Origin of the sequence: Mesorhizobium sp. M00.F.Ca.ET.216.01.1.1 (genome assembly GCF_004010325.2) — a bacterium.
Lineage (GTDB): Bacteria > Pseudomonadota > Alphaproteobacteria > Rhizobiales > Rhizobiaceae > Mesorhizobium.
This window is the reverse complement of the sequence record NZ_SADR02000027.1, coordinates 63,952-84,866: the sequence shown is the minus strand read 5'-3', so window position 1 is coordinate 84,866 and position 20,915 is coordinate 63,952. Positions and strand designations below refer to the sequence as shown.

22 protein-coding genes and 1 riboswitch are annotated in these 20,915 nt (G+C 60.9%); of the genes, 9 read left to right on the top strand and 13 right to left on the bottom strand.

Going from position 1 to position 20,915, the window contains the following annotated elements; all coding sequences use genetic code 11:
• Positions 1-215 precede the first annotated feature (215 nt).
• Entirely contained in the window at positions 216-485 is a 270-nt protein-coding gene (locus tag EN859_RS28400; protein ID WP_348632953.1) for a DUF3606 domain-containing protein, read from the top strand.
• Between the two features lie 51 nt (positions 486-536).
• Here the strand turns inward: EN859_RS28400 and EN859_RS28395 are convergent, their stop codons facing one another.
• On the bottom strand, positions 537-764 hold the full coding sequence (locus EN859_RS28395; protein WP_245525743.1) for a hypothetical protein: 228 nt from the start codon (positions 762-764) through the stop codon (positions 537-539).
• A gap of 314 nt (positions 765-1,078) precedes the next feature.
• Here EN859_RS28395 and EN859_RS28390 point away from each other — a divergent pair, with 314 nt between their 5' ends.
• Entirely contained in the window at positions 1,079-1,798 is a 720-nt protein-coding gene (locus tag EN859_RS28390; protein WP_127856027.1) for a Crp/Fnr family transcriptional regulator, read from the top strand.
• Between the two features lie 58 nt (positions 1,799-1,856).
• Here the strand turns inward: EN859_RS28390 and EN859_RS28385 are convergent, their stop codons facing one another.
• A complete protein-coding gene (locus tag EN859_RS28385) occupies positions 1,857-2,081 on the bottom strand; it encodes a DUF768 domain-containing protein (protein ID WP_127856026.1) in 225 nt (74 codons plus the stop codon).
• Between the two features lie 975 nt (positions 2,082-3,056).
• On the opposite strand from EN859_RS28385, the gene EN859_RS28375 reads away from it, so the two are divergent.
• From EN859_RS28375 to EN859_RS28365, 3 genes are all read left to right on the top strand, one after another.
• Positions 3,057-3,416, top strand: a complete 360-nt coding sequence (locus tag EN859_RS28375; RefSeq protein WP_245525742.1) for a low affinity iron permease family protein — start codon at positions 3,057-3,059, stop codon at positions 3,414-3,416.
• A gap of 494 nt (positions 3,417-3,910) precedes the next feature.
• Positions 3,911-4,222, top strand: coding sequence for a DUF982 domain-containing protein (locus EN859_RS28370; RefSeq protein WP_348632951.1), 312 nt, complete (start codon positions 3,911-3,913; stop codon positions 4,220-4,222).
• Between the two features lie 962 nt (positions 4,223-5,184).
• The gene (locus tag EN859_RS28365; RefSeq protein ID WP_127856024.1) at positions 5,185-5,712 is read left to right on the top strand and encodes a ferritin-like domain-containing protein; all 528 of its coding nucleotides are present in this window, start codon (positions 5,185-5,187) and stop codon (positions 5,710-5,712) included.
• Positions 5,713-6,560: 848 nt separating this feature from the next.
• On the opposite strand, the gene EN859_RS28360 is transcribed toward EN859_RS28365, so the two are convergent.
• The 10 genes from EN859_RS28360 to EN859_RS28315 all read right to left on the bottom strand — a co-directional run bounded on the left by EN859_RS28360 (position 6,561) and on the right by EN859_RS28315 (position 16,426).
• Positions 6,561-7,322 (bottom strand): hydroxymethylpyrimidine/phosphomethylpyrimidine kinase, encoded by a 762-nt coding sequence (locus EN859_RS28360; protein ID WP_127856023.1) that lies wholly within the window; start codon positions 7,320-7,322, stop codon positions 6,561-6,563.
• Positions 7,313-7,924 carry a thiamine phosphate synthase gene (locus EN859_RS28355; protein WP_127856022.1) on the bottom strand — a complete coding sequence of 204 codons (612 nt, stop codon included), beginning with the start codon at positions 7,922-7,924 and terminating at the stop codon, positions 7,313-7,315. Before EN859_RS28355 ends, EN859_RS28360 begins: the two co-directional genes overlap by 10 nt.
• Positions 7,921-8,694: a thiazole synthase gene (locus EN859_RS28350; protein WP_127856021.1), complete on the bottom strand. Its 774-nt coding sequence runs from the start codon at positions 8,692-8,694 to the stop codon at positions 7,921-7,923. Before EN859_RS28350 ends, EN859_RS28355 begins: the two co-directional genes overlap by 4 nt.
• 1 nt (position 8,695) lies before the next feature.
• The gene (gene thiS / locus EN859_RS28345; RefSeq protein WP_127856020.1) at positions 8,696-8,893 is read right to left on the bottom strand and encodes a sulfur carrier protein ThiS; all 198 of its coding nucleotides are present in this window, start codon (positions 8,891-8,893) and stop codon (positions 8,696-8,698) included.
• On the bottom strand, positions 8,862-9,863 hold the full coding sequence (gene thiO / locus EN859_RS28340) for a glycine oxidase ThiO (protein WP_127856019.1): 1,002 nt from the start codon (positions 9,861-9,863) through the stop codon (positions 8,862-8,864). The genes thiS and thiO overlap by 32 nt, the downstream gene beginning before the upstream one ends.
• A complete protein-coding gene (gene thiC, locus EN859_RS28335) occupies positions 9,860-11,695 on the bottom strand; it encodes a phosphomethylpyrimidine synthase ThiC (RefSeq protein ID WP_127856018.1) in 1,836 nt (611 codons plus the stop codon). The genes thiO and thiC overlap by 4 nt, the downstream gene beginning before the upstream one ends.
• A gap of 104 nt (positions 11,696-11,799) precedes the next feature.
• Positions 11,800-11,916: riboswitch (TPP riboswitch) on the bottom strand.
• A gap of 123 nt (positions 11,917-12,039) precedes the next feature.
• Complete coding sequence (nadC, locus tag EN859_RS28330; protein ID WP_127856017.1) at positions 12,040-12,894, bottom strand: carboxylating nicotinate-nucleotide diphosphorylase; 855 nt, start codon at positions 12,892-12,894, stop codon at positions 12,040-12,042.
• Positions 12,894-14,423 carry an L-aspartate oxidase gene (locus EN859_RS28325; RefSeq protein ID WP_127856016.1) on the bottom strand — a complete coding sequence of 510 codons (1,530 nt, stop codon included), beginning with the start codon at positions 14,421-14,423 and terminating at the stop codon, positions 12,894-12,896. The genes nadC and EN859_RS28325 overlap by 1 nt, the downstream gene beginning before the upstream one ends.
• A complete protein-coding gene (gene nadA / locus EN859_RS28320) occupies positions 14,420-15,394 on the bottom strand; it encodes a quinolinate synthase NadA (protein ID WP_127856015.1) in 975 nt (324 codons plus the stop codon). The genes EN859_RS28325 and nadA overlap by 4 nt, the downstream gene beginning before the upstream one ends.
• A gap of 66 nt (positions 15,395-15,460) precedes the next feature.
• Positions 15,461-16,426, bottom strand: a complete 966-nt coding sequence (locus EN859_RS28315; RefSeq protein WP_127856014.1) for a hypothetical protein — start codon at positions 16,424-16,426, stop codon at positions 15,461-15,463.
• A 417-nt stretch (positions 16,427-16,843) separates the two neighbouring features.
• Between EN859_RS28315 and EN859_RS28310 the strand changes: the two genes are divergently transcribed.
• Positions 16,844-17,098, top strand: coding sequence for a TOBE domain-containing protein (locus EN859_RS28310; protein ID WP_127856013.1), 255 nt, complete (start codon positions 16,844-16,846; stop codon positions 17,096-17,098).
• Positions 17,099-17,114: 16 nt separating this feature from the next.
• On the opposite strand, the gene EN859_RS28305 is transcribed toward EN859_RS28310, so the two are convergent.
• Entirely contained in the window at positions 17,115-17,786 is a 672-nt protein-coding gene (locus tag EN859_RS28305) for a hypothetical protein (RefSeq protein ID WP_245525740.1), read from the bottom strand.
• Between EN859_RS28305 and EN859_RS28300 the strand changes: the two genes are divergently transcribed.
• From EN859_RS28300 to EN859_RS28290, 3 genes are all read left to right on the top strand, one after another.
• Positions 17,779-18,981 (top strand): ABC transporter substrate-binding protein, encoded by a 1,203-nt coding sequence (locus tag EN859_RS28300; protein ID WP_127856012.1) that lies wholly within the window; start codon positions 17,779-17,781, stop codon positions 18,979-18,981. The genes EN859_RS28305 and EN859_RS28300 overlap by 8 nt on opposite strands.
• An 83-nt stretch (positions 18,982-19,064) precedes the next feature.
• Positions 19,065-19,931, top strand: a complete 867-nt coding sequence (locus EN859_RS28295; RefSeq protein WP_127856011.1) for a branched-chain amino acid ABC transporter permease — start codon at positions 19,065-19,067, stop codon at positions 19,929-19,931.
• A 7-nt stretch (positions 19,932-19,938) separates the two neighbouring features.
• Positions 19,939-20,913, top strand: a complete 975-nt coding sequence (locus EN859_RS28290) for a branched-chain amino acid ABC transporter permease (protein WP_127856010.1) — start codon at positions 19,939-19,941, stop codon at positions 20,911-20,913.
• Positions 20,914-20,915: the final 2 nt, after the last annotated feature.

The window sequence follows — 20,915 nt, the reverse complement described above, 5'->3', positions numbered from 1 at the left end:
CGAGAGGCCTCACCACCGTCGCCTCCCCAGCTTGACAGGCCCCCGCCCTGGAAAGGACGGCGGGCCGAACAAGCGAGTCTCCCGATTGGCAGCAGAACTGCAAATTCTGTCCGTCTCGACGTCCATCCGTCGCAGCCATCGTCCCGGATGCAGTAAGTGAGCATTAGCATTCATATAAGCGAAACTAAATAGCAGCTTTTGCGTTGCCCAAGCATATGGCGCACCAAAGGAGACTAAGCATGACGGCCGACGCGGCGAAGGTCTATCCACGTGACCGGGATCGAATCTCTGGCAGCGAGGCTTACGTAGTAATGCATTTTGCACGGCAGAACGGCATCACCCCGGCGCAAGTCCATGAGCTAATTAAGAGATGTGGAAGCAACCGCGGAAAGCTGGTAGCTGCGGCAAAGGAACTTCGCAGCTCCTTAGGACACTCGGGTAACGCTCAAATTCCTCGATCAGATCAAAATCGTAATTTGAGCTAAGGTTCACGTTCGCATTGGGGCATCCGTTGACCGCGTCTGATGTGATTTTTATCAATGAACAGCGGTCATCAGGTCGGCGACCTGAGCCAACAATGCTAATTGTGCCGCATGGTGTCCGAAGGCCAGGCCAACGATAGCGATAACGATGAGCCGGATCGGCGCAAGGAAGGTCGTGGCATAAAACGCCATTGCTGCCCCATGACTCAAGCCATTGTCATTGATGAAACCGAGGGTGCTCTCCGTAAGAATCGCCCGGCCTTCTTTCGCCAGATTCCACATATTTTGCCTCTTGCTTCCCAACAAACAACTAGAGGCAACGTTGCAGCGGACGAGAGCATCAAATCCGATAAGTGATTATTCCCGAAGCACAGCCTTCCGCGAGGCCGAAGCAAGAATTGCGAGGGCAACGACGTCGTCTTCGCTTTGGTCGCGTCGACCACCTGTTCCGTGGCGATGGTATTTGAGGCTGACAGGGCGCATTCTAACGATTGTAAATGTCCGTCATGCTCCGAAGGCCTAGAGGCCTGAAGCCGCGCAGTGTGCTTCAATTCCCTCGGCGGTCGGCGTTCAAAACACGATTGCTGGAGGCTAGGATGCTTCAGTCCCTATATCTCAACCTCGGCCAGCATGATTTCGTCTCAGACGCGGAAAAGGCTCTCTTAGCCGGCGCCATGTCGTTCGAGAGGGCTTTTTCTCCCGGGCAAGATCTGGTCTCAGCAGGATCGAGGCCGACGTACAGCACATTGATTCTTGAGGGCCTGGCTGCCCGTTACAAGGTGTTGGAGGATGGTGGTCGGCAGTTCACGTCGCTGCAAGTGCCTGGCGATTTTGCCGACCTTCACGCTTTCCTTCTGAAAAACATGGACCATGGCATAATGGCTCTATCGCCCTGTCGAGTGATTTTCGCAGAGCACGCCCGGCTGCGTGTTATCACAGAGCAAGCCCCACACCTGACCCGGTTGTTGTGGCTTAATACTCTTGTAGATGGCGCGATCCATCGCGAGTGGATCGTGGCGATGGGGCGACGGTCGAAGACGGCGCATCTTGCCCACCTTATCTGCGAGCTTTTCGTGCGACTGCAGGTCGTGAAACGCACCAATGGCATGAGTTTTGAACTGCCACTGTCACAGGCCGAACTGGCCGACGTGCTCGGTCTCTCCGTTGTTCATATGAACCGCGTGATTGGTGCGTTGCGTAAAGTCGGGGTGGTAAGCTGGGCGAACCACGTTGTAACCATTCTGAATTGGGATAGGCTGCAGGAGATCGCCGAATTCGATCCAACCTATCTCAGCATGGTGCGTGAGCCGCGATAAACTTTTCGCAAGAGCTGTTTGTGGGGGCTGCGGCGGTGTCCCGGAGCCTCTGTTTGTTTCAATCCGCTAGTCCGCCCTGTCGATGCCGCAAGGCATGAATAATCGCTTCGTAGACGCTTCCGATTTCTTCGTCGATCTCGCCGTTGGCGATGCCTTCTGCATCGGCCGCCTTCATGGCCCCTTCCGCCAAGTCGGTTACGACCAATACCGGATCGTCGATCGCCCCCTCAGGCATATGCGTAGAGATCCAGCGGTAAAGAAAATCAGCGCCGCGTGTGCTCATACTGCTAGTCTTGCCGTACCAATGCGGTACAAGCACCAACATTTGTTATAGGCACGGTTGTTGGGCTCGCGTAAACCGTGGCGATGGGCAAGAAGAAAAGCGATCTGGACGCGGAGTCCGATAATCACCCTTATGACGTTGAGTTCTTCGCGAAGAAGCACGGCCTCTCTCTGCGAGCTGCCGGGGTCGTGATCTCCGCAAATGGACCGTCGCGGACGGCGTGTGACGCAGCGGCAGCCGCGTTCTTGGCAGCGATCGCCTTCAGAAGGCAAGGACCGGAACTGCATCCATCGACGACCACACTCAGCAGCGCTTCGGCCAAAGCCAGCATTGACTCTGCTCCACCCCTGGACTCTGGCGTGGCCAACCGCGGAGAGCGGCCGACGCACCATCCCCACCGACTGTCACGGTATGGCAGATAGCGTTGCGTGCTGTTCCCAGGCGCTATGGAGCCGACGAACTATTTGGCGATTGAGCGGTAACAAAGCCCTTGGCGACAGTTTCCTTCGATCTACGCGCAATGCTTACAGGAGATTTAAATGACGATTCGCGTTACGGTCGACGACGGTCAGTGCATTTATGAGGTGCCCTTCCAGGCCGTGCCCCATGATCGGTGAAAGCGTCTCGATGGCTATCGATGGAGACACTCTGAGCTTGCGCGTTACCGAGTAGTCCATGTGCCTGACCGTGCTACGGCCGATGGGGGCTCGATCGTCATCGAACTAACGAGCAAAATTCTTTAGTGGGATCCACGATGCCTGACGACAAAATAAGCGGAACTTCCATAACCGTGACCGGGTCCTGGAGACGAGGAATATGAAGTTGATTCCGTTATCACCATCTGGACCGGATTCATAACCTATGTTTCTCGAGCGTCGGCCGACCCTCAAGAACGGGCATGTTTGTTCACAAGCAGGTGGCGCGGCTTCCAGTCGCGATAGTCGATCGCCGAGTGCATATTTTCAGGGGTGAAAATTGGAAAAAGCCTTCAACCGCATGGCGGAGGCGGTCGCCCACGCCACCGGCACACCGTGGGCCTTTGCCATCTGTCTGACGTCGGTCGTCCTCTGGGCTGTGTCCGGACCTTACTTCGGCTTCTCTGAAACATGGCAACTCGTGATCAACACCGGAACAACGATCATCACTTTTTTGATGGTGTTCCTCATCCAGAACACTCAGAATCGGGATGGCGCGGCAATCCAGGCCAAGCTCGACGAATTGATACGTTCTGGTCACGGGAAAAATGACTTCATTGGCATAGAGCACCTGACCGAAGCCGAAGTGGAGGAATTCAGGAACCGATGTGCTGAAGCCAAACGGCGGAGTACTCATTGAGTGCGCTACCTGGCCACTTTTGATGTAGACGGGAGGAGCGCCTGACGCGGTTTGCGCGCGGTTTTCTAACTCGGCGTCGATTTGTTCAGGCATACACGCTCCAGTCCAACTCTGTCGTTGCGGGTGGCTTCGAGCGCTACGACAATCTCGTTCAGCTTGGCCTGCATTGCAGCGGCATCCCGACGGCTTACCCTGAGAGTTTTCGCGTAGCTGTCCGCCTCCTGAAGGCGTGGGATTCTGCGCTCCGCACCAAGTAGGTTGCGGGAACAAAACACTTCCCATTGGTGTTGATGGGTGGTCGAAAGTCGGAGGACAAAATGAAATTGTTGCTCGCTGTCCGCGGCGCATTTTCGGTTAGAGCGATCGGCTTGCTATCAAATCATCCTTTGGACCATCTGCCCGCGACACTCGACGCTGTCCACTGGTTGCACAGCACGGACGAGCTTGAGGTTGGACTGCGCCCTGCCCATCAATCCCGACCCATCAAATAGACAATGTTCGAAATGGGTAAGCATCTTCCGCTTAAGATCACCTTCCTAGATGGACACTCCATGCTGGTTTCGTCACTCTGCGATGCTGAGAAAGCGCTCGCAGGGGAATGGCGGAGCAAAGAGGCGGACGTCTACAAGAACGCCGAGCGCCTGATAGCCGCTGCAAAGGAGGGCGTCTGCAAGCCCGAGGTTGCCTTCGACGCATTCAAGAAGGCAGCGCGGCGACAACGGCTGCTACATCCGACCAAGCGGAGCTCGGCTCTCCGGATGTTGGACAATCTTGCCGCACCGCTGTTCAAGCAGGATCTACCATAGAATCGGTACTCATCGGCAGGTTATGACGGTCTGCCGGGAAATCGCGTTTCAGCAGTTCGCCAAGACCGCAAAAAGCTTGGTGAGCCCGTTGGCCACAACTGTTATTCGCTCTCGGTGAGCATCCGAATAAGTGCGGCCGCCGTGCTCGGCCAGACGGTGGTTTGCATTAAGCGTCTGCAGCGTGTGTCCGGCGGAGTCACCTGTCGAACCGAGGATCGCCTTGCCGACCGGGAGCGCCGCCTATCCGGGGAGCGCTATCTTTCTACTGTGTCAATGTTCAATGCGGTACCCCCGCCAGCAAGAAGATATTGAAGGCGTTCGTCGTCATCTACCTATTGCCTAGTAGGGCGTCTCCGCGACCCGAATGCACGCAGTGGTTCCCTCCCTGGGACGATGATGTGCCGTAGGCTGGAGCCCAATCGGAACCTCGTGCTGCACGCGGCGTTTGGATGTATTGCGCAAAGTGGGCTGATGCAGCCTTGCAAGATCGGGAACCGCGTAAGCCATTGTCCAGAACCGCAGTGGCAGCAATTGCAATCATCTGCGCGCTGATTCTTACAGCTTTTTTTATTGGGTTTGAATATTCGAGACCCAGTGGGGGGGCGCTCATCTTGCCGGGAGAATCTCAACAATCGCGTGAGGCGGCTCAGCGGTCGCCGAGACAGTCATAAAAAATGCTTCGCCGGCTTTAGCGCAGTAGGGCTTTTCTGGACACAGGAGGCCGTGCCCTTCGCATGGGATACGGGCCGATCGGGCGGGTCATTCGATCTCAGCAACAGAAATCTGAGAGAGGTACCCCTCGCCAGAGCAACCTCTTTGGTGCACCGGAAGAGGCTACCCAGAGGCGCCAAAAAAAAGAATCTCCAGCGGTCTCGAATCGTCCGGGAACTTGTTTCCGAGCGGTGGGTTATCGAACGCCTCCATTTTTGGGGAGGCTGCTCCAACCTCTGCGGGAGACAACCATGGCGACTACCAAAAAAGCCGCGAAGCCGGCAACCAAAGGTCTTGAGGACCTGTTCCTGGATGGACTCAAAGACATCTACTATGCTGAAAAGAAGATACTGAAAGCCCTACCGAAAATGGCGAAGGGTGCGGAATCGGAAGAAGTGAGGACCGCCTTCGAGAAACACCGTATGGAAACCGAAGGCCAAGTCGACCGCCTCGAGGAGGTGTTCGAGCTGTTCGGAAAGCAAGCGCGCGGCAAGACCTGTCCGGCGATCGACGGCATCATCGAAGAAGGCTCAGACATCCTTGAGGAATACGAGGGCGCTCCTGCACTCGATGCCGGACTTGTCGCCGCTGCCCAAGCCGTCGAACATTATGAGATCGCCCGCTACGGTACGCTGATCGCCTGGGCAGAGCAGATGGGAAAGAGCGACGTTGTCACCCTTCTCAAAGCGACACTCAAGGAAGAGGTCGCAACGGACGAAGCGCTGTCCGGACTCGGTGAGGGTGGTGTCAATCAACGTGCTCTTCAGGAAGCCGCGTAGTCCCATCGCTACCGGTTCGCGGAGCCCCGGTGTTGATCGCCGGGGTCCGCTCTTTCCCGTTTAGCCTGCCAGCATCGCCGCTTCGAGTAGGTTGATCCGCTGGCGCCACTTTCACCGGAACTGGACGTGCCCTCCAGGCCCACCACATTGATCCATGCAATGCGGCCCGACGTTGTTAAATCTCCACCACCAGCGAATGTCGGTATCGGTGGTTGCATGTCCGTGATTCGAACCTAGACAAACGGCACTTCCGCGCCTTGGGGCGCCACCTAGCAAACGGGTGCCTTCGCGCCGCCGCGTGGCATTGCTGCTGACGCAAGTTGGACAATGACGGTATTTTTCGTACTGCCGCCAAGGGGATCAGTGCCGGTCTGCGAAGAAGAAATTGATCGGGCCTATCGATAGTCAGCGAAAGCAAGGAAATCGCGAATAGCGAAAATTCATAAATGAAATCAAAAGCCCAGATTTTTGACGGTATTCCCGGCGGCACGTGTGTTGGGTGAAAATAAATTGCCTTTCAAAATCAGTCGGTTATCACGGGCTGAAACAATCGAGTGGGAGTAGGGGGACGGCAGCAGCGTAGAAACGGTAGCCCTCGCGAAGTCCGTTTTTCGGTGCATGTCAGATGCTGTCTGCCATTTCCTACACTCCTTCCTGACTATTGGCCGATCTGACACGTCGTTGTTTAGGAAGTAAATCCCGTTCAGCCTCGCAGAGGGCTATCGCGTACTATGGCGTGCAAATCGGCGGGCCTGATTCGCGGCCCATGACGGTTATTCAACAGCTGAGGTCTCGAAAGACGGACGCCCGTTCAACTGCAGCCGATCGTCTTGAGCATGAAGCCACGGTCATTCGGCTGCATTCTTCTGAAGCCTCTCGTAGACAAACAGCTTGCCTTTGCGCACGCTGTCTTCAAGCGACTTCGCCCTTGCCAGATGCGCCGCGATCGCGCTGGCCAGCATGCATCCCGTCCCGCGCGTCGACGGAGCAAGGCGCGGTGTATCGAAGCGGACTGGTTCTTGATCGGAGCTCATCAGAATATCGGTCGATCGGGGTCCCGCTGCGTGGCCGCCCTTGATCAGAATGGCCTGCGCGCCGGCGGCCAAGAGTTCCTGGCCTTGCTTGACCGCGCCATCCTCGTCGACCGCTTGCTCCGCGCCGACAAGGAGCGCCAGCTCGATGAGATTTGGGGTGACGAGACGACAAAGCGGCATGAGGTCACGTGTCATGACGCGGATCGCGCTCGCTTCCAGCAGCGCCCGGCCTGATGAGGAGGCCAGCACCGGGTCGAGTATTGCCGGCACCTGCGAATTTTCACGCAGAACGGCTACAACGGCACCGACGGTCTCAGCCGTCGCGAGCATGCCGATCTTGATGGCCTCTACCTTGTTCGCCTGCAGCGCGGCCCGCATCTGATCGGCCACCAGGCGAGGTTGCGAATGATGAATTTCCACGACGGCTTCGTGCGTCTGCACCGTTAGCGCGGTGACGGCAAGACAGGTGCGCACGCCAATGGAAGCGATCGTCTCGATATCGCGTGCAATTCCGGCACCCCCGCTGGAATCCGATCCGCCAATGACAAGCACATGCGGGTCTCGCCTCAGCGCCATTGCTCTGTCTTTTCGATCCATTGCCGCGTCTGCGCTTCGGGATCCGCATTCAACGTGATGTCGGTGACCACTGCCGCGCTGTCGGCGCCGGCTGCGAAAACACCGTTGAGCCGGTCAGGGTTGAGGCCGCCAATGGCGACCAATGGGATCGGCGCGACCCGCCGCTTCCACTTCCACTCGCTGATCCGTTCCAGCCCTTGCGGCGCCCACTTCATCTTCTTCAGGATGGTGGGATAGATCGGGCCCAGCGCGATGTAGTTGGGCTCGGCGGTTATTGCCGTTTGCAGTTCGGCATGATCATGCGTGCTGAGCCCGAGCCTCAAGCCGGCAGCCCGTATCCGCGCGAGGTCGGCGGTCTGCAAATCCTCCTGGCCGAGATGGACGAAGTCGCAGCCTTCCTCGATTGCCAGGCGCCAATGGTCGTTGACGATGAACTGGCATTTGTGCTGGGCGCATAAAGCCTTCGCCTTGCGGATCTCCGCGCGCAACCCGGCTTCGTCCATGGTCTTAATGCGAAGCTGCACCAGCCTGACGCCGAGCGGGACCAGCCGCTCGATCCAGGCAGCGCTGTCGACGATCAGGTAGAAGGGATCGAGCTTCATGAGAAAACCGCCCTGCCGATCGTCGGTGTCGACGGCACGGCGACGTCGCGCGGTTCGAGCATTCCCGAGCAGAAGGCTTCACGGCCGGCATCGACCGCCTTGCCGAATGCGCGCGCCATGCTAACCGGATCGGCCGCCTTGGCGATCGCCGTGTTCAGCAGCACGGCATCAAAGCCGAGCTCCATGACGGTCGCCGCATGCGATGGTCGCCCAAGGCCCGCATCGACGATCAGCGGGACGCCAGGGAAATGTCCACGCATCGAGCGCAGCGCCGTCATGTTGACTGGCCCGAGAGCGGAACCGATCGGTGCGCACCACGGCATCAGGACCTGGCAGCCCGCCTCCAGCAGCCGCTCGGCGACAACAAGATCGTCGGTGGTATAGGGGAATACCGAAAAGCCGTCCTCGCACAGGATGCGGGCGGCTTCGACCAGGCCGAAGACATCCGGCTGCAGCGTGTCGTGATTGCCGATCACTTCGAGTTTGATCCAGCTCGTGCCGAACACTTCGCGCGCCATCTTCGCGGTCGTGACCGCTTCCTTGACGGAGTGGCAGCCGGCGGTGTTCGGCAGGATTCTCGTGCCGAGCGAGCGGATCAGCGACCAGAATTTTTCGCCGGCCCTGCCGCCTGCCATTTCACGCCGCAACGCGACGGTCACCACCGACGTTCCAGACGCCTTGACCGCGTCGGCAAGGATGGCCGGCGAGGGATATTGAGCCGTACCGAGAAGCAGCCGCGAGGGAAGCGACGTTCCGAAAAGCTCGAACATGCTAGCCTCCCTGCATCGGCGAGAGGATTTCGATCCGGTCGCCGTCGCTCAACTGGAACTCCGCCCGCTTGGCTTTGTGAACGAGGTCGCTGTTGACGGCCGTCGCCAGCCAATCGCCTTCGTAGTCAAGCGCCGCGAGCAGCGCCGCCAGCGTTGGGGCATCAATCTCAATCGCTTCGCCGTTGACGGTCAGTTTCATGAGCAAGCTCCTTGGTTCCGTCTTGATTGAAAACCAGTTCGGCCGCCTGGCGCGCCATGGCGGGCGCGAGAAGAAAGCCATGGCGATAAAGCCCGTTGATTACGACGGTGCTTCCATGGGCCTCGACACGCGGCAGGTTGTCTGGGAAGGCCGGCCGAACACCGGCGCCGGTCTCAATGATGCCAGCTTCGCCGAATGCCGGATGGAGAGCATAGGCCGCGCCCAAAAGCTCCATCATCGAACGCGCCGTGACCGGTCCTGTGGACTGGCTCTCGATCATCGTCGCGCCGATCATGAAACGGTGGTCGGTGCGCGGCACCACGTAGAGCGGAAAGCGCGGATGAAGCAGCCGGACCGGGCGCGACAGCGAGACATCAGGCGTATGCAGGATCAGCATCTCGCCACGAACGCCGCGTAGCCTGTCGTCGACCGCGGCCATTCCCGTGCAGTCGATCTGGCGATCGAAACCGGAAACAGTCGGGGCGTCTGCTTCGAAGCGCAATTCGACGCCCATGGCCGCGAGCTTGTCATGAAGTGCCGTTATCGCCCGGCGCGGGTCGAGATGCGCTTCGTCGGGGAACAGCAATCCGCTGCGGAAGCGGCCGGCAAGATCGGGCTCCAGCAACGCGATTGTATTTTCATCGACACGCCGATGACCCGAGGTGCGGCTGGCGAACCGCTCGAGTTCGCCCACATCGCGCGGCGCGGCCACGACCAGTGTTCCGGTCCGCGTGACCTGGCCTGGCGTTACCGCATCCCACCAGTCGGCGGCGTTGCGTCCGAGATCAAACACCGGCTGCTCGGCGCTTTCACGCTCGCACCATGGCGCCAGCATGCCGCCGGCGAACCATGACGCATTGCCGCCAAGGCTATGCCTTGTCTCGGCAACGGTCACAGCCGCGCCGCGCGTGGCGAGTTCGAAGGCGACGGTGAGGCCGGCGACGCCGGCCCCTTTGACCAGCACCCTCATGACCGCTCATGCGCCTCCGGCACCAGCGGTGCGCCGGTCTCGTCCGCCGGCACGTAGAGATCGCCGCCCTCGCGGTATTTCGCCGCCATCGCCGCCATGCCCTCCTTCTGCGCTTCGGCACGAATGTCGTGGGAAATCCGCATCGAGCAGAATTTCGGCCCGCACATCGAGCAGAAATGCGCCAGCTTGTGCGCCTCCTTGGGCAAGGTCTGGTCGTGGAAGGACCGCGCGGTTTCGGGGTCGAGCGACAGGTTGAACTGGTCCTCCCAGCGGAACTCGAAGCGCGCGCGGGAAAGGGCGTCATCCCTGACTTTCGCCGCCGGATGCCCCTTCGCCAGGTCGGCGGCATGCGCCGCGATCTTGTAGGTGATCACGCCAATCTTGACGTCGTTGCGATCGGGAAGGCCGAGATGTTCCTTCGGTGTGACATAGCAGAGCATGGCGGTGCCGAACCAGCCGATCATGGCGGCGCCGATACCTGAGGTGATGTGGTCATAGCCCGGCGCGATGTCGGTCGTCAGCGGTCCAAGCGTATAGAAAGGCGCCTCGCCGCAGACGGCGAGCTGCTTGTCCATGTTCGCCTTGATCTTATGCATCGGCACGTGACCAGGCCCCTCGATCATCACCTGGCAATCCTTCGCCCAGGCAACCTTGGTCAACTCGCCGAGGGTTTCCAGCTCGGCGAATTGCGCAGCGTCGTTGGCGTCGGCGATCGAGCCCGGACGAAGGCCGTCGCCGAGCGAAAAGGACACGTCATAGGCGCGGCAGATGTCGCAGATTTCCGCGAAATGCTCATAAAGGAAGCTTTCCCGGTGATGGTGAAGACACCATTTGGCCATGATCGAGCCACCGCGCGAGACGATGCCCGTGACCCGGTCGACGGTCAGCGGGATGTAGTGCAGCCGCACGCCGGCGTGGATGGTGAAATAGTCGACACCCTGTTCGGCTTGTTCGATCAGCGTGTCGCGGTAGACCTCCCAGGTCAGATCCTCGGCAATGCCGCCGACCTTTTCGAGCGCCTGATAGAGCGGCACCGTGCCGATCGGCACCGGCGCATTGCGCACGATCCAGTCGCGGATGTTGTGAATGTTGCGGCCGGTCGACAGGTCCATCACCGTATCGGCGCCCCACCGGATCGCCCAGACCATTTTTTCCACTTCCTCGGCCATCGACGAGGTGACCGCCGAGTTTCCGATATTGGCGTTGATCTTCACCAGGAAATTGCGGCCGATGATCATCGGCTCGCTCTCGGGATGATTGATGTTGGCGGGAATGATCGCCCGTCCGCGCGCCACCTCGTCACGCACGAATTCCGGCGTGACGAAGTCGGGGATCGCCGCGCCGAAGGCTTCGCCGTCGCGCTCAAGCTTGCTGCGCAGGACCTCGCGGCCGAGGTTCTCGCGGATGGCGACGAACTCCATTTCGGGCGTGATAATGCCGGCGCGCGCATAGGCAAGCTGGGTGACCGCCTTATCCTGCTTGGCCTTGAGCGGCCGGTTGCGAATGGGAAATTCCGGCGTCAGGCGCTCACCCGTCGCGAACCCATTGTCTTCCGGCCGCACGTCGCGGCCGTCATGGGCCTCGACATCGCCGCGCGCCATGATCCATTCCTGGCGAAGCCGGGCAAGGCCCTTTTCGATGCTGGTGTCGACGGTCGGGTCGGTATAGGGGCCCGACGGATCGTAGACCGTGATGGGCGGCTCGCCGGCCGTTGGATGGACGGAGATCTCGCGCATCGGCACCCTGACCTGCGGGTGGATGGCACCGGACTTGTGGATTTTCCGTGAGGCGGGCAGCGGTCCCGTCGAGACGGCGGGGGAGAGGGCGTTCATCGTGAGGCTCCTTTGCTCATGCATTGGAGACCCAGTTCTGTGCCGGAAGGATGAAAAGACGCTTTGGTCGACCTGCTCGAAACAGGACCTCGGGCGGAAATTCCCGCAAAGCGCTTGCACCGTCCCTACGCCAGTATGAACTGGATCAGGTTCAACGGGTCACTGCGCCGCGATAGCCAGCAGTATCTCAGCCCCTTGCCGGGACTCCCCTGGTGAATGCCTCAAGTTGAGCGGGCCGACGCTATCTTGTCAAGCGCAGTCCTGCGCGGGGCCGACCGCTCGGACCACGGGCACGCCGCTGAGACTTGCCCCGCGGCCGTCGGAGCGATGGTCAGCCCCGACGATCAAAGCTCCCGATAGTCGAGGCCGATATCGAGGATCGGCGCACTATGGGTCAGCCAGCCGACGGAAATCAGGTCGACACCGGTTGCGGCAATCGCCGGTGCCGTTGCGGCGGTGATCCTGCCCGACGCCTCAGTGATCGCCCGGCCAGCAACTATGGCCACCGCCTGGCGAAGCTTGTCGACCGACATGTTGTCGAGCAGGACAGCGTCGGGGGCAAGAGCTAGGGCCTCTTCCAACTGGTTAAGCGTATCGACCTCGACTTCGATCTTGACGAAATGGCCGACGCTGCTCCGCGCCCGCGCGATGGCGGGGCGGATTCCGCCGGCGATGGCGATGTGGTTGTCCTTGATCAGGATGGCATCGTCGAGGCCGAAGCGGTGATTGGCGCCACCACCGGCGCGCACGGCGTATTTTTCGACCGCCCGCAATCCGGGCGTCGTCTTGCGCGTGCAGACGATCTTCGCACTATGCCCGCGGACCGCCGCGACGAGTGATGCCGTTGCCGTGGCGATTCCGCTCAGATGGCAGAGAAAATTGAGCGCCGTCCGTTCCGCTGTGAGAATGGCGCGCGCCGGACCGGTCACCGACGCAATGGTCTCCCCTTGCGCGACTTCGCTACCGTCCGCTCGCTCCACGGTAATCTCGACATTCTGGTCGATAAGCCTGAAGGCGAGCATCGCCAGATCGAGCCCGGCGACGATGCCGCGCTGGCGCGCCGAAAGCACGGTCGTCGCATGGTGTTCCCTTGCTACGACGGCATCCGTGGTCACGTCGCCGGCCCTGCCGAGGTCTTCGAGCAGAGCTGCCCGTACCAGAGGCTCGAGCATGATTGCAGGAAGTGGCGAAAGGTTCATCAGGTGACGCTTTCCAGCGCTGGTGCGAGTTCCCGCGCTGCCGCCAAGGCAGCTTGAAGGGTGATTTCGGAACGTCGGGCGACGGCCGCATGATCAGGAAAGTCCGTCCGGTAGTGGGCGCCGCGGCTTTCCCGGCGCTGCAAGGCGGCCATCGCGATCATCAGCCCAACAGCCGCCGGATCCGACGCCGCGTCCTTGCGCTCGGCGAGCGCCAGCAAGGTGCGTGCTGCTGCTTTCAAGCCTTCACCGTCCCGCACGACGCCGAGCGCGCGCGATAGGAGAGGACGCACGGGTGTCGGATCGGGCGAGGGGTAATCGCTTGCAATCGCGGGCTTTGTTCGGCGGGCAGGGGTTCCCGACAGGCTTTCCGCAACGCACCGCGCGCAGACGACGGCCTCGGTCAGCGAATTGCTCGCGAGCCTGTTGGCGCCATGCAGCCCGGTCGAGGCGACTTCGCCGCAGGCCAAGAGCCCTGCAACGGAAGTACGGCCGGAGCCATCCACGGCAACACCACCCATGTGGTAGTGCTGGGCGGGGCGAACCGGAATGAGATCACGCGCCGGATCGAGGCCGGCCTTGCTGCAGGCTGACGCGATCGTCGGAAACTGCCCCGCAAATGCCGGGCCGGGCTTTTCCCGGGCATCGAGAAAGACGCGATGGCCGTCGGCAAGATGGTTCCAGACTGCGCGCGCGACAATGTCGCGCGGTGCAAGTTCCGCCCCCCTCACGCCGTCGAGGAAACGTCGGCCTGTCTCGTCGACGATCGTTGCACCTTCGCCGCGAACAGCCTCGCTGATGAGCGTCATGGGGCGGTTCGACCCGTCAAGCGCGGTCGGGTGGAACTGGATGAATTCCAGATCGGCAAGGGCAGCTCCGGCGCGGGCCGCAAGCGCCAGGCCCTGTCCGCAACTGCCGAGCGGGTTGGTGCTATCGTCGAACAGGCCACCGATCCCGCCGGTGGCGAGGACGACCCGTCCCGTGGCGAAGAATACCGGACCTGCCGGACCGCTCATCAGAACACCGGCGATCCTGCCGTCCTCCACGGCCAGCCGGCGCGCTTCGAAGCCCTCGACAACCTCTATTGTCGGCGTCGAGCGGACGGCCGCGACCAGGGCGCGCATGATCTCCCGTCCGCTGCCGTCGCCATCGGCATGAACGATGCGGCGCCGGCTGTGCGCGGCCTCCAGTCCGAGGCGAGGTGTCCCTTCCGGTATGCGGTCGAAACGGACTCCGAAGCCCGCCAGTGTCTCGATCGCGCCCGGCGCCGCGTTGAGGATGCGGCTCGCCATCTCCCCATCGCAGAGCCCATCGCCGGCGGCGAGCGTATCGGCCAGGTGCAGTGCCGGATCGTCGTCATCACCGAGGCTGGCGGCGAGGCCACCCTGTGCCCAGGCGCTGGAAGCCTCAGCTCCCAGCGGCGTCCTCGACAGAAGAAGCACCGGCTCCGGCGCCAGATGGAGCGCCGTCATCAGTCCGGCAATGCCGCCGCCGATGATCACAGGCCGGCCGCCGAGATCTTCCACGCTCATACGGCGAGCATTCGCTCGACGGCAAGCCGCGCGCGCTGGGCGATCGCGGGCTCAATGGTCACGACATGGCGATTCTGCTCGAGCGCGGCGCGGATATTGGCGAGTGTGATGCGCTTCATATGCGGGCACAAATTGCACGGCCGGATGAACTCGACTTCAGGGTGTGCGAGCGAGACATTGTCGCTCATCGAGCACTCGGTCATAAGCACGACGCGTGGCGGTTTTTGCCTTTCGACATAATCGGACATGGCAGCGGTCGAGCCGGAAAAATCGGCCTCAATCACCACTTCGGGCGGACATTCTGGATGCGCGAGCACCGTGACTCCCGGGTGACTTTCGCGCAACTCGCGGATGTCGGCCGGCGTGAAGCGCTCATGCACTTCGCAATGCCCTTTCCAGGCGATGATCTGCACCTCGGTTTGGGCAGCGATGTTGTGGGCTAGATATTCGTCCGGCAACATGATCACCTGGGGAACGCCAAGGGACTCGACGACGGCCTTTGCGTTGCCTGATGTACAGCAGATGTCGGACTCGGCTTTCACTTCGGCCGACGTGTTGACATAGGTGACGACAGGCACACCCGGATAGCGTTGCCGCAGCAGCCGGATGTCCTCGGCGGTGATGGAGTCCGCCAGCGAGCAGCCGGCCCTGAGGTCAGGAATGAGCACGGTCTTTTGCGGGTTGAGCAGCTTCGCCGTCTCGGCCATGAAGTGCACGCCGGCCAGCACGATGACATCCGCTTTGGTCGACATCGCCTTGCGGGCAAGCGCCAGGCTGTCGCCGACGATGTCGGCGACGCAGTGGAAGATCTCCGGCGTCTGATAGTTGTGCGCCAGGATGACCGCGTTCCGCTGCCGTTTCAGATCGAGAACGGCATCGATATCGCCGGCGAAGGCTGGCCATTCGATGGGCGGGATAATCCTCCGCACGCGGTCGTAAAGCGCGGCCGTGCGCGCGGAGACGTTGAGCATGCCCAGCATCCTTATGCTCGAAGTGAGTATAATTATGGCATATGCTTAACTTGAGCATAAGGAATGTCAAGCGCGTGAAACTGGCAATTTCGTCCCTGCGACAGCTCGTTCCGCCAGAACCGACTGGCGGAAGCGGAAACGCTTGGCCGGCCGCCCGCCGGTGTCGGACATCGTCTCCCCCGTCTCCTCGACCAGGTCCTGTTGTTCGATGAGGCGCCGGAAATTCTGCTTGTGCACGAGCCTGCCGGCGAGTGCTTCGACGGTGCGCTGCAATTGCAGCAGCGTGAATGCCGGTGGCATCAGCTCGAACACGACGGGGCGGTATTTGATCTTGGTTCGAAGCCTGGCGATCCCCGTCGCCAGAATGCGGCGGTGATCGGCAACCATCGGCCGACCGGGAATGGACGGCGGACTGCCATTGTCCCGGCCCCGCGTGGCCTCCGCCACCAGCGCGGCTTCATAGAGCAGCTCGTATCGCTGCAGCACGAGTTCCTCGTTCCAGTCGCGATCATCGAGACCAAAGGAATATGCCACGCGCTGCCGGCGATCATGGCGCCTGTTCGGATCTTCGGCCTCGTCGGCCCAGGCCAAAAGTCGGGGCATGAGGATATCATCTAGGATGGGCGGCACGCCCACACGGTGATCTTCCCATGGAAAATAGTCGTACCAGCCTCGCCAGCCATGTGTTGGAGACCGTTCGACCTGCTCTTCTCGCGTCAGGCCAAGATAGCTGATCGAGATCTGTGCGCGCTCGTCGCCAGTCCGGTCGCGGTCGGCAAAGGTGTAGAGCTGCTCGATATAGCCGAGGGGATGGCCGGTCTGCCGTTCTACCCAAGCCCGCAGACCCGACTGCAGGGAACGATGGCCGAGTTCAAAGGGGCCGGAGGGCAAAGCCCGCGCCTGTCCGATTGTCAGGACACGCGGCTCACCGTCAGTCACGGCAATCACAACGGCGATCAGGTCCGCGCTGACGGGATGGCTCTGATTGCTGCTTTGAGCTTGCCTTGTCGCCTGAGTTGTCTTGTCTTGCATAGGGGCTTGATGGAATTCCGAATATCAATGTGCCTCGACGGGGAAGCCGAGCGAAAGGTGAACTGCCGCACGCTACCCGTCAACGCTCAGCGCGAAACGACGGGTGGGGTCTCGATCTATCAAAGGCTTCGAACCAACCAAAGCATTGCGTTTTGAACCAGCACAACGACAGTGCGCTAGGAGCGTTGAAAAAGCATAGGGTTATCTGCGGTCTTGTTGCTAATCGGCGCTCACAATGCCTTTGTCGCCGGCTTCATCGGCACGCCGCGCATGAATTTCCTCAGGGCGACGTGTCCGGCGGCAAGGCCTTGCTTGCCGGCGAGGCGAGCGTCGATATCTCGCACCTGGCGACGCGGCTCGAGGCGGGCCGCAGCGTGACGCTGGCATCAGGCGGAAACAGCTTGACGAAAAGCGGGGGTGGTCACGCTCTCCCTTGCCGTCGACGTCACCGAGCGCCTGGGATCGAGCGCTTACGTCCATGACGCGCTGGCGAGCGGCGAGACGGTGGTCGCCGAGCGCTGCGAGGACCAGCCGCGCTTCGGCGAAACCATAACGCTGCGCTTCCTGCCCACTCGCGCCCGCATCTTCGACGCCGAGGGCAGCGCATCCGCTGATCTAACAGGCGTGCAATTTGGGAAGAGTTCCAGCGGCCGACTGACGGGATGCCTGTAGCGTTAGTTGGTGCACATTAGGCTTTGTCGTTCGGATACCCCAATTCACAGAACCAGCCGCCGAGATATTTGACGGAAGGCTTTGTCGGGTCTGGAACGGGCGTCTTGGCCTCGACGGCAGCACGGAATGGTTCGGCAGTGTCTTGCGGGATAAACCCCAGATGGTTCGCTCCGCTGTTGTCGACCATCTTCAGCTTGTTGTCGGAAATGCCGAACGAAATCGTATGGCCGACGCGCGGCGCGGTGAGCGAGGCCTCGACGAGACGGACACAGTCGGCAAAGGAAAGGTACGACCACAGCATGCGTCGGTCGGCCGGCTCCGGAAAGGACGAGAAGATGCGCAGGCACGCCGTCTCGATGCCGAACTTGTCCCAGTAGAGCCGGCTGAGACTCTCGACGAAATTCTTCGAGACGCCGTAGAGGCTATCTGGGCGCATCGGCGCGTCGATGCCAATATGCGCCTCGACCTCATGATAACCGACCGCGTTACCGAGGAGGCGTAGATATACGGGAAGATTTCTGAGCTCCATCATATCGAGGAGGTCATCCCACCGTTTGCGGAGATTGTATACAAAATCAAAGAAAAATGTTGACAACCTTGTGATCGAGGTTTTCCCTAGGACATCCGCGCAGCCGATGAGCAAAACACAAAGCGCGATAACCAAAAGGGGAAACGCCAGAATGATCAACCGACGCTCGACTCTCAAATCGATGGTGCTTGGCGCCGTCTCCGCTCTCGCCATGACCGCCGCGGGCATGCCGTCCGCGCAGGCCCAGAACAAGGAACTCAAGATCGGCTTCGTCGGCGTCACCAGCGGTGCTGCCGCCGCCTGGGGCACCTCGAATGTGCGTTCGATGCAGACGCGCGCCGCCTGGATCAACGAAAGTGGCGGCGTCAAGATCGGTGACGCCACCTACAACGTCAACATCGTTACTTTCGACGATCAGAAAGACCCCAAGCGCGCCATCGCCGGCATGGAGAAGATGGCTCAGGAAGGCATCCATTATGTGGTCGGCCCGAATGTCGATGACGGTGCCGCCGCCGTGCGCCCGGTCGCCGAGGCCAACGGCATCATCTACTTCCCCTACGCGTTCCCGAAGGCGCTGTATCAGAAGCCCGCCTCGAATGCCGTGCTCGGCATGATCGCCAACTATCAGTCGGGCCCCGCGATCTACAAATACTTGAAGGAAAAGAAGGGCGTGAAGACGATTGCCTTCGTCGCCGCGAACGAGTCTGACCCGCTCAGCCAGCGCGACAGCGGTGTCGAGGCAGCCAAGGCGCTCGGGTTGGAGGTCGTCGCCCAGAACGACACCTATCAGAACGACACGCGCGACTTCACGCCGGTGCTGACGCCGATCGTTGCGCTGAAGCCCGACCTGCTCGTGCTGTCGGGCGTTGCGCCGGCCAATGCGCCGTTGCTCATCCGTGCCGCCCGCGAGCTCGGTTTCGAGGGCCTGATCTCGACCGAAACCGCGCAGGACGCCAAGGTTCTGGAGGAAGGCGCCGGCGAATACGCCAACGGCTTCATCTCCGTTGGTGGCGCCTCCACGCCGGAGATCGCCTCCGACACGATGAAGGAATTCGTCGATCGCTACACCAAGATGTTCGGCGAATACAATGACGAGTCCAACACCAAGGTCTACGCGCTCGAATACATTCTCGAGACGCTGAAGGCCAATCCGGCAGCAATCGACAATGTTGACGAGTTCAAGAAGACCATCGACACCTTCTCGGCTCCCAATCCCTTCCTCAAGGGCGACGCCAAGCTGAGCTATGTTGGCACGACCTCTTTCGGCCAGAAGCGTCAGCTCGCAGTGCCGATGGTGGTCAACGAGTACAAGGACGGCGCCTTCCAGACCCTGTTCGTTGGCACGGTCGATTAGGGTTAGGTTCCAGCGGTTATTTCCTCCCGTGTTGCCGGGGGCCCGGAGCATGTTCCGGGTCCCTCGGAAGATCGAAGGCGTCTATGGAACAGGTCATCGCCAACGGATTCTATCTCGGTGCCCAATATGCGCTGATCGCACTGGGCCTCACGCTCATCTTCGCCTTGATGAACGTGCTCAACTTCGCCCATGGGCAGATGTATGTGCTGGGCGGGTTCATCACCTACACAATCTACGGACAACTCGGGCTGCCCTTTGTTGTGGCGCTGCTGGCGTCTGGTGTGACGCTCGCCATCGTCGGCGCGCTGATGGAAAAATTCCTCTTCCGAACTGTCATCAGACGAAGTCTACGCGAAGAAAGCACAATGCTGCTCGCGGCGGCGACAGCCTTCTTTTTTGACGCGGTCATCCTGCTGCTGTTCGGTGAGAAGCAGCGCGGTGTCCCCAAGATCGTCAAGGGCGTGTTCAACGAAGGCGGCATCATCATGCCCTATGACCGTATGGTCGTCGGCGTGCTCGCACTGGTCTTCATCGCAGCCTTTGTCCTCTATATGCAGTACACCAGGGTCGGACGAGCCATGCGGGCGCTGGCTCAGGATCGGGTCGCCGCGCAATTGATGGGCGTCCAGGTCGACCGTTATTCGATGATCGGCTTCGCCATGGGCGCCATGCTGGCCGGTATCGTCGGCGGCCTTTTGGTCACCATCACCGGCGTCAATTCCGGCATCGGCGGGCCAATCTCGATCAAGGCCTTCATGATGGTGATGATCGGCGGTGCCGGCGTCGTCGGCGGTGCGATCGCCGGCGGCTTCATCCTCGGCATGATGGAGTCAGTGGGCCTCACCGTGCTGCGCGAATATGGCGACGTCACTTACCTCGTCATCTTCGCCGCGCTGATGGTGTTCCTCTCAATCCGCCCCAACGGGCTGATGGGCAAGCCGTGGGGTTGATGGTGCCATGACGCGTAGCATGAAAATCGCCCCGGTCGCCGCCTTTCTGGTGGTCATCTTCATCGCCGTGCCGGTTCTGATCTCCGCGAGCGGCCGGATCGACCTCTACTACACGTTCACCTCGGTGGCGCTGCTTAGCATCGCCAGTGCCGGCGTGTGGCTCACCTTCTACATTGGCCGGATCAATATCGGCCAGGGCGCCTATGCGCTGATGGGAGGCTATGTCTCGGCCATACTTGTGGTGACCTATGGCTGGTCGTTTTGGCTAACGCTGCCGGTCGCCGGTCTGTTCTGCGCGGCGGCAAGCGTGCTTATCGGCCTGCCGATCCTGCGTCTGCGCGGCGTCTACTTCGCCATGGTGACGCTGGTGCTGACCGAGGTCGCACGGCTTCTGGCGCTGGCGCTGCCGATCACCAACGGTGCCAAGGGCATGGTCAGCATCCCGCTGCCTGGAGCGCTGTCGGCCTTCGGCCTCACCATCATCCCGGATTTCGCCACGTTGCATAATGCTCGGCTGGCTTTCTACCTGCTGGCGGTCGCGCTCATGGTGGTCTGCTTCGCGGTGGTGTACCGGCTGGTTCATTCGCGCGTCGGCAAGCTCTGCCAGTCGCTCCAGCAGAACGAGGAACTGGCCTCGTCGATCGGCGTCAACATCGCCTATCTGCGCGTCATCGCCTATGCCGTCTCGTCCTTCTTTGGCGGCGTAGCCGGCGCGATCTTCGCCGCCATCTCGCAGTCGATCTATCCGTCGAGCTTCACGGTCATCGACTCTGTCAACTTCATGCTGAACTGCTTCCTCGGTGGGCTCGGCTACGTATTCGGACCGATGCTCGGCACGCTGGTGCTCTATTTTGGCTGGGACCTCCTGTTCCAGACCGGCCGGTTCCAGCTGCTGATCTATTCGACCTTGATGATCGTGCTGATGCTGTTCTTGCCCAATGGGCTGCTCAGCCTTGCCGTCACGACCCGGAAGAAGGGTTGAGC

What these genes read in the sequence shown, in the direction of transcription:
- EN859_RS28325 (WP_127856016.1), bottom strand. Translation starts at nt 14,423, where the DNA reads ATGAGCGTGGAAGATCTCGGCGGCCGGCCTGTGATCATCGGCGGCGGC.
- EN859_RS28360 (WP_127856023.1), bottom strand. Translation starts at nt 7,322, where the DNA reads ATGGCGCTGAGGCGAGACCCGCATGTGCTTGTCATTGGCGGATCGGAT.
- EN859_RS28290 (WP_127856010.1), top strand. Translation starts at nt 19,939, where the DNA reads ATGACGCGTAGCATGAAAATCGCCCCGGTCGCCGCCTTTCTGGTGGTC.
- EN859_RS28350 (WP_127856021.1), bottom strand. Translation starts at nt 8,694, where the DNA reads ATGTTCGAGCTTTTCGGAACGTCGCTTCCCTCGCGGCTGCTTCTCGGT.
- nadC (WP_127856017.1), bottom strand. Translation starts at nt 12,894, where the DNA reads ATGAACCTTTCGCCACTTCCTGCAATCATGCTCGAGCCTCTGGTACGG.
- EN859_RS28370 (WP_348632951.1), top strand. Translation starts at nt 3,911, where the DNA reads ATGTTCGAAATGGGTAAGCATCTTCCGCTTAAGATCACCTTCCTAGAT.
- thiO (WP_127856019.1), bottom strand. Translation starts at nt 9,863, where the DNA reads ATGAGGGTGCTGGTCAAAGGGGCCGGCGTCGCCGGCCTCACCGTCGCC.
- thiS (WP_127856020.1), bottom strand. Translation starts at nt 8,893, where the DNA reads ATGAAACTGACCGTCAACGGCGAAGCGATTGAGATTGATGCCCCAACG.
- EN859_RS28300 (WP_127856012.1), top strand. Translation starts at nt 17,779, where the DNA reads ATGATCAACCGACGCTCGACTCTCAAATCGATGGTGCTTGGCGCCGTC.
- EN859_RS28355 (WP_127856022.1), bottom strand. Translation starts at nt 7,924, where the DNA reads ATGAAGCTCGATCCCTTCTACCTGATCGTCGACAGCGCTGCCTGGATC.
- EN859_RS28315 (WP_127856014.1), bottom strand. Translation starts at nt 16,426, where the DNA reads ATGCAAGACAAGACAACTCAGGCGACAAGGCAAGCTCAAAGCAGCAAT.
- thiC (WP_127856018.1), bottom strand. Translation starts at nt 11,695, where the DNA reads ATGAACGCCCTCTCCCCCGCCGTCTCGACGGGACCGCTGCCCGCCTCA.
- EN859_RS28390 (WP_127856027.1), top strand. Translation starts at nt 1,079, where the DNA reads ATGCTTCAGTCCCTATATCTCAACCTCGGCCAGCATGATTTCGTCTCA.
- EN859_RS28385 (WP_127856026.1), bottom strand. Translation starts at nt 2,081, where the DNA reads ATGAGCACACGCGGCGCTGATTTTCTTTACCGCTGGATCTCTACGCAT.
- EN859_RS28400 (WP_348632953.1), top strand. Translation starts at nt 216, where the DNA reads ATGGCGCACCAAAGGAGACTAAGCATGACGGCCGACGCGGCGAAGGTC.
- EN859_RS28365 (WP_127856024.1), top strand. Translation starts at nt 5,185, where the DNA reads ATGGCGACTACCAAAAAAGCCGCGAAGCCGGCAACCAAAGGTCTTGAG.
- EN859_RS28395 (WP_245525743.1), bottom strand. Translation starts at nt 764, where the DNA reads ATGTGGAATCTGGCGAAAGAAGGCCGGGCGATTCTTACGGAGAGCACC.
- nadA (WP_127856015.1), bottom strand. Translation starts at nt 15,394, where the DNA reads ATGCTCAACGTCTCCGCGCGCACGGCCGCGCTTTACGACCGCGTGCGG.
- EN859_RS28295 (WP_127856011.1), top strand. Translation starts at nt 19,065, where the DNA reads ATGGAACAGGTCATCGCCAACGGATTCTATCTCGGTGCCCAATATGCG.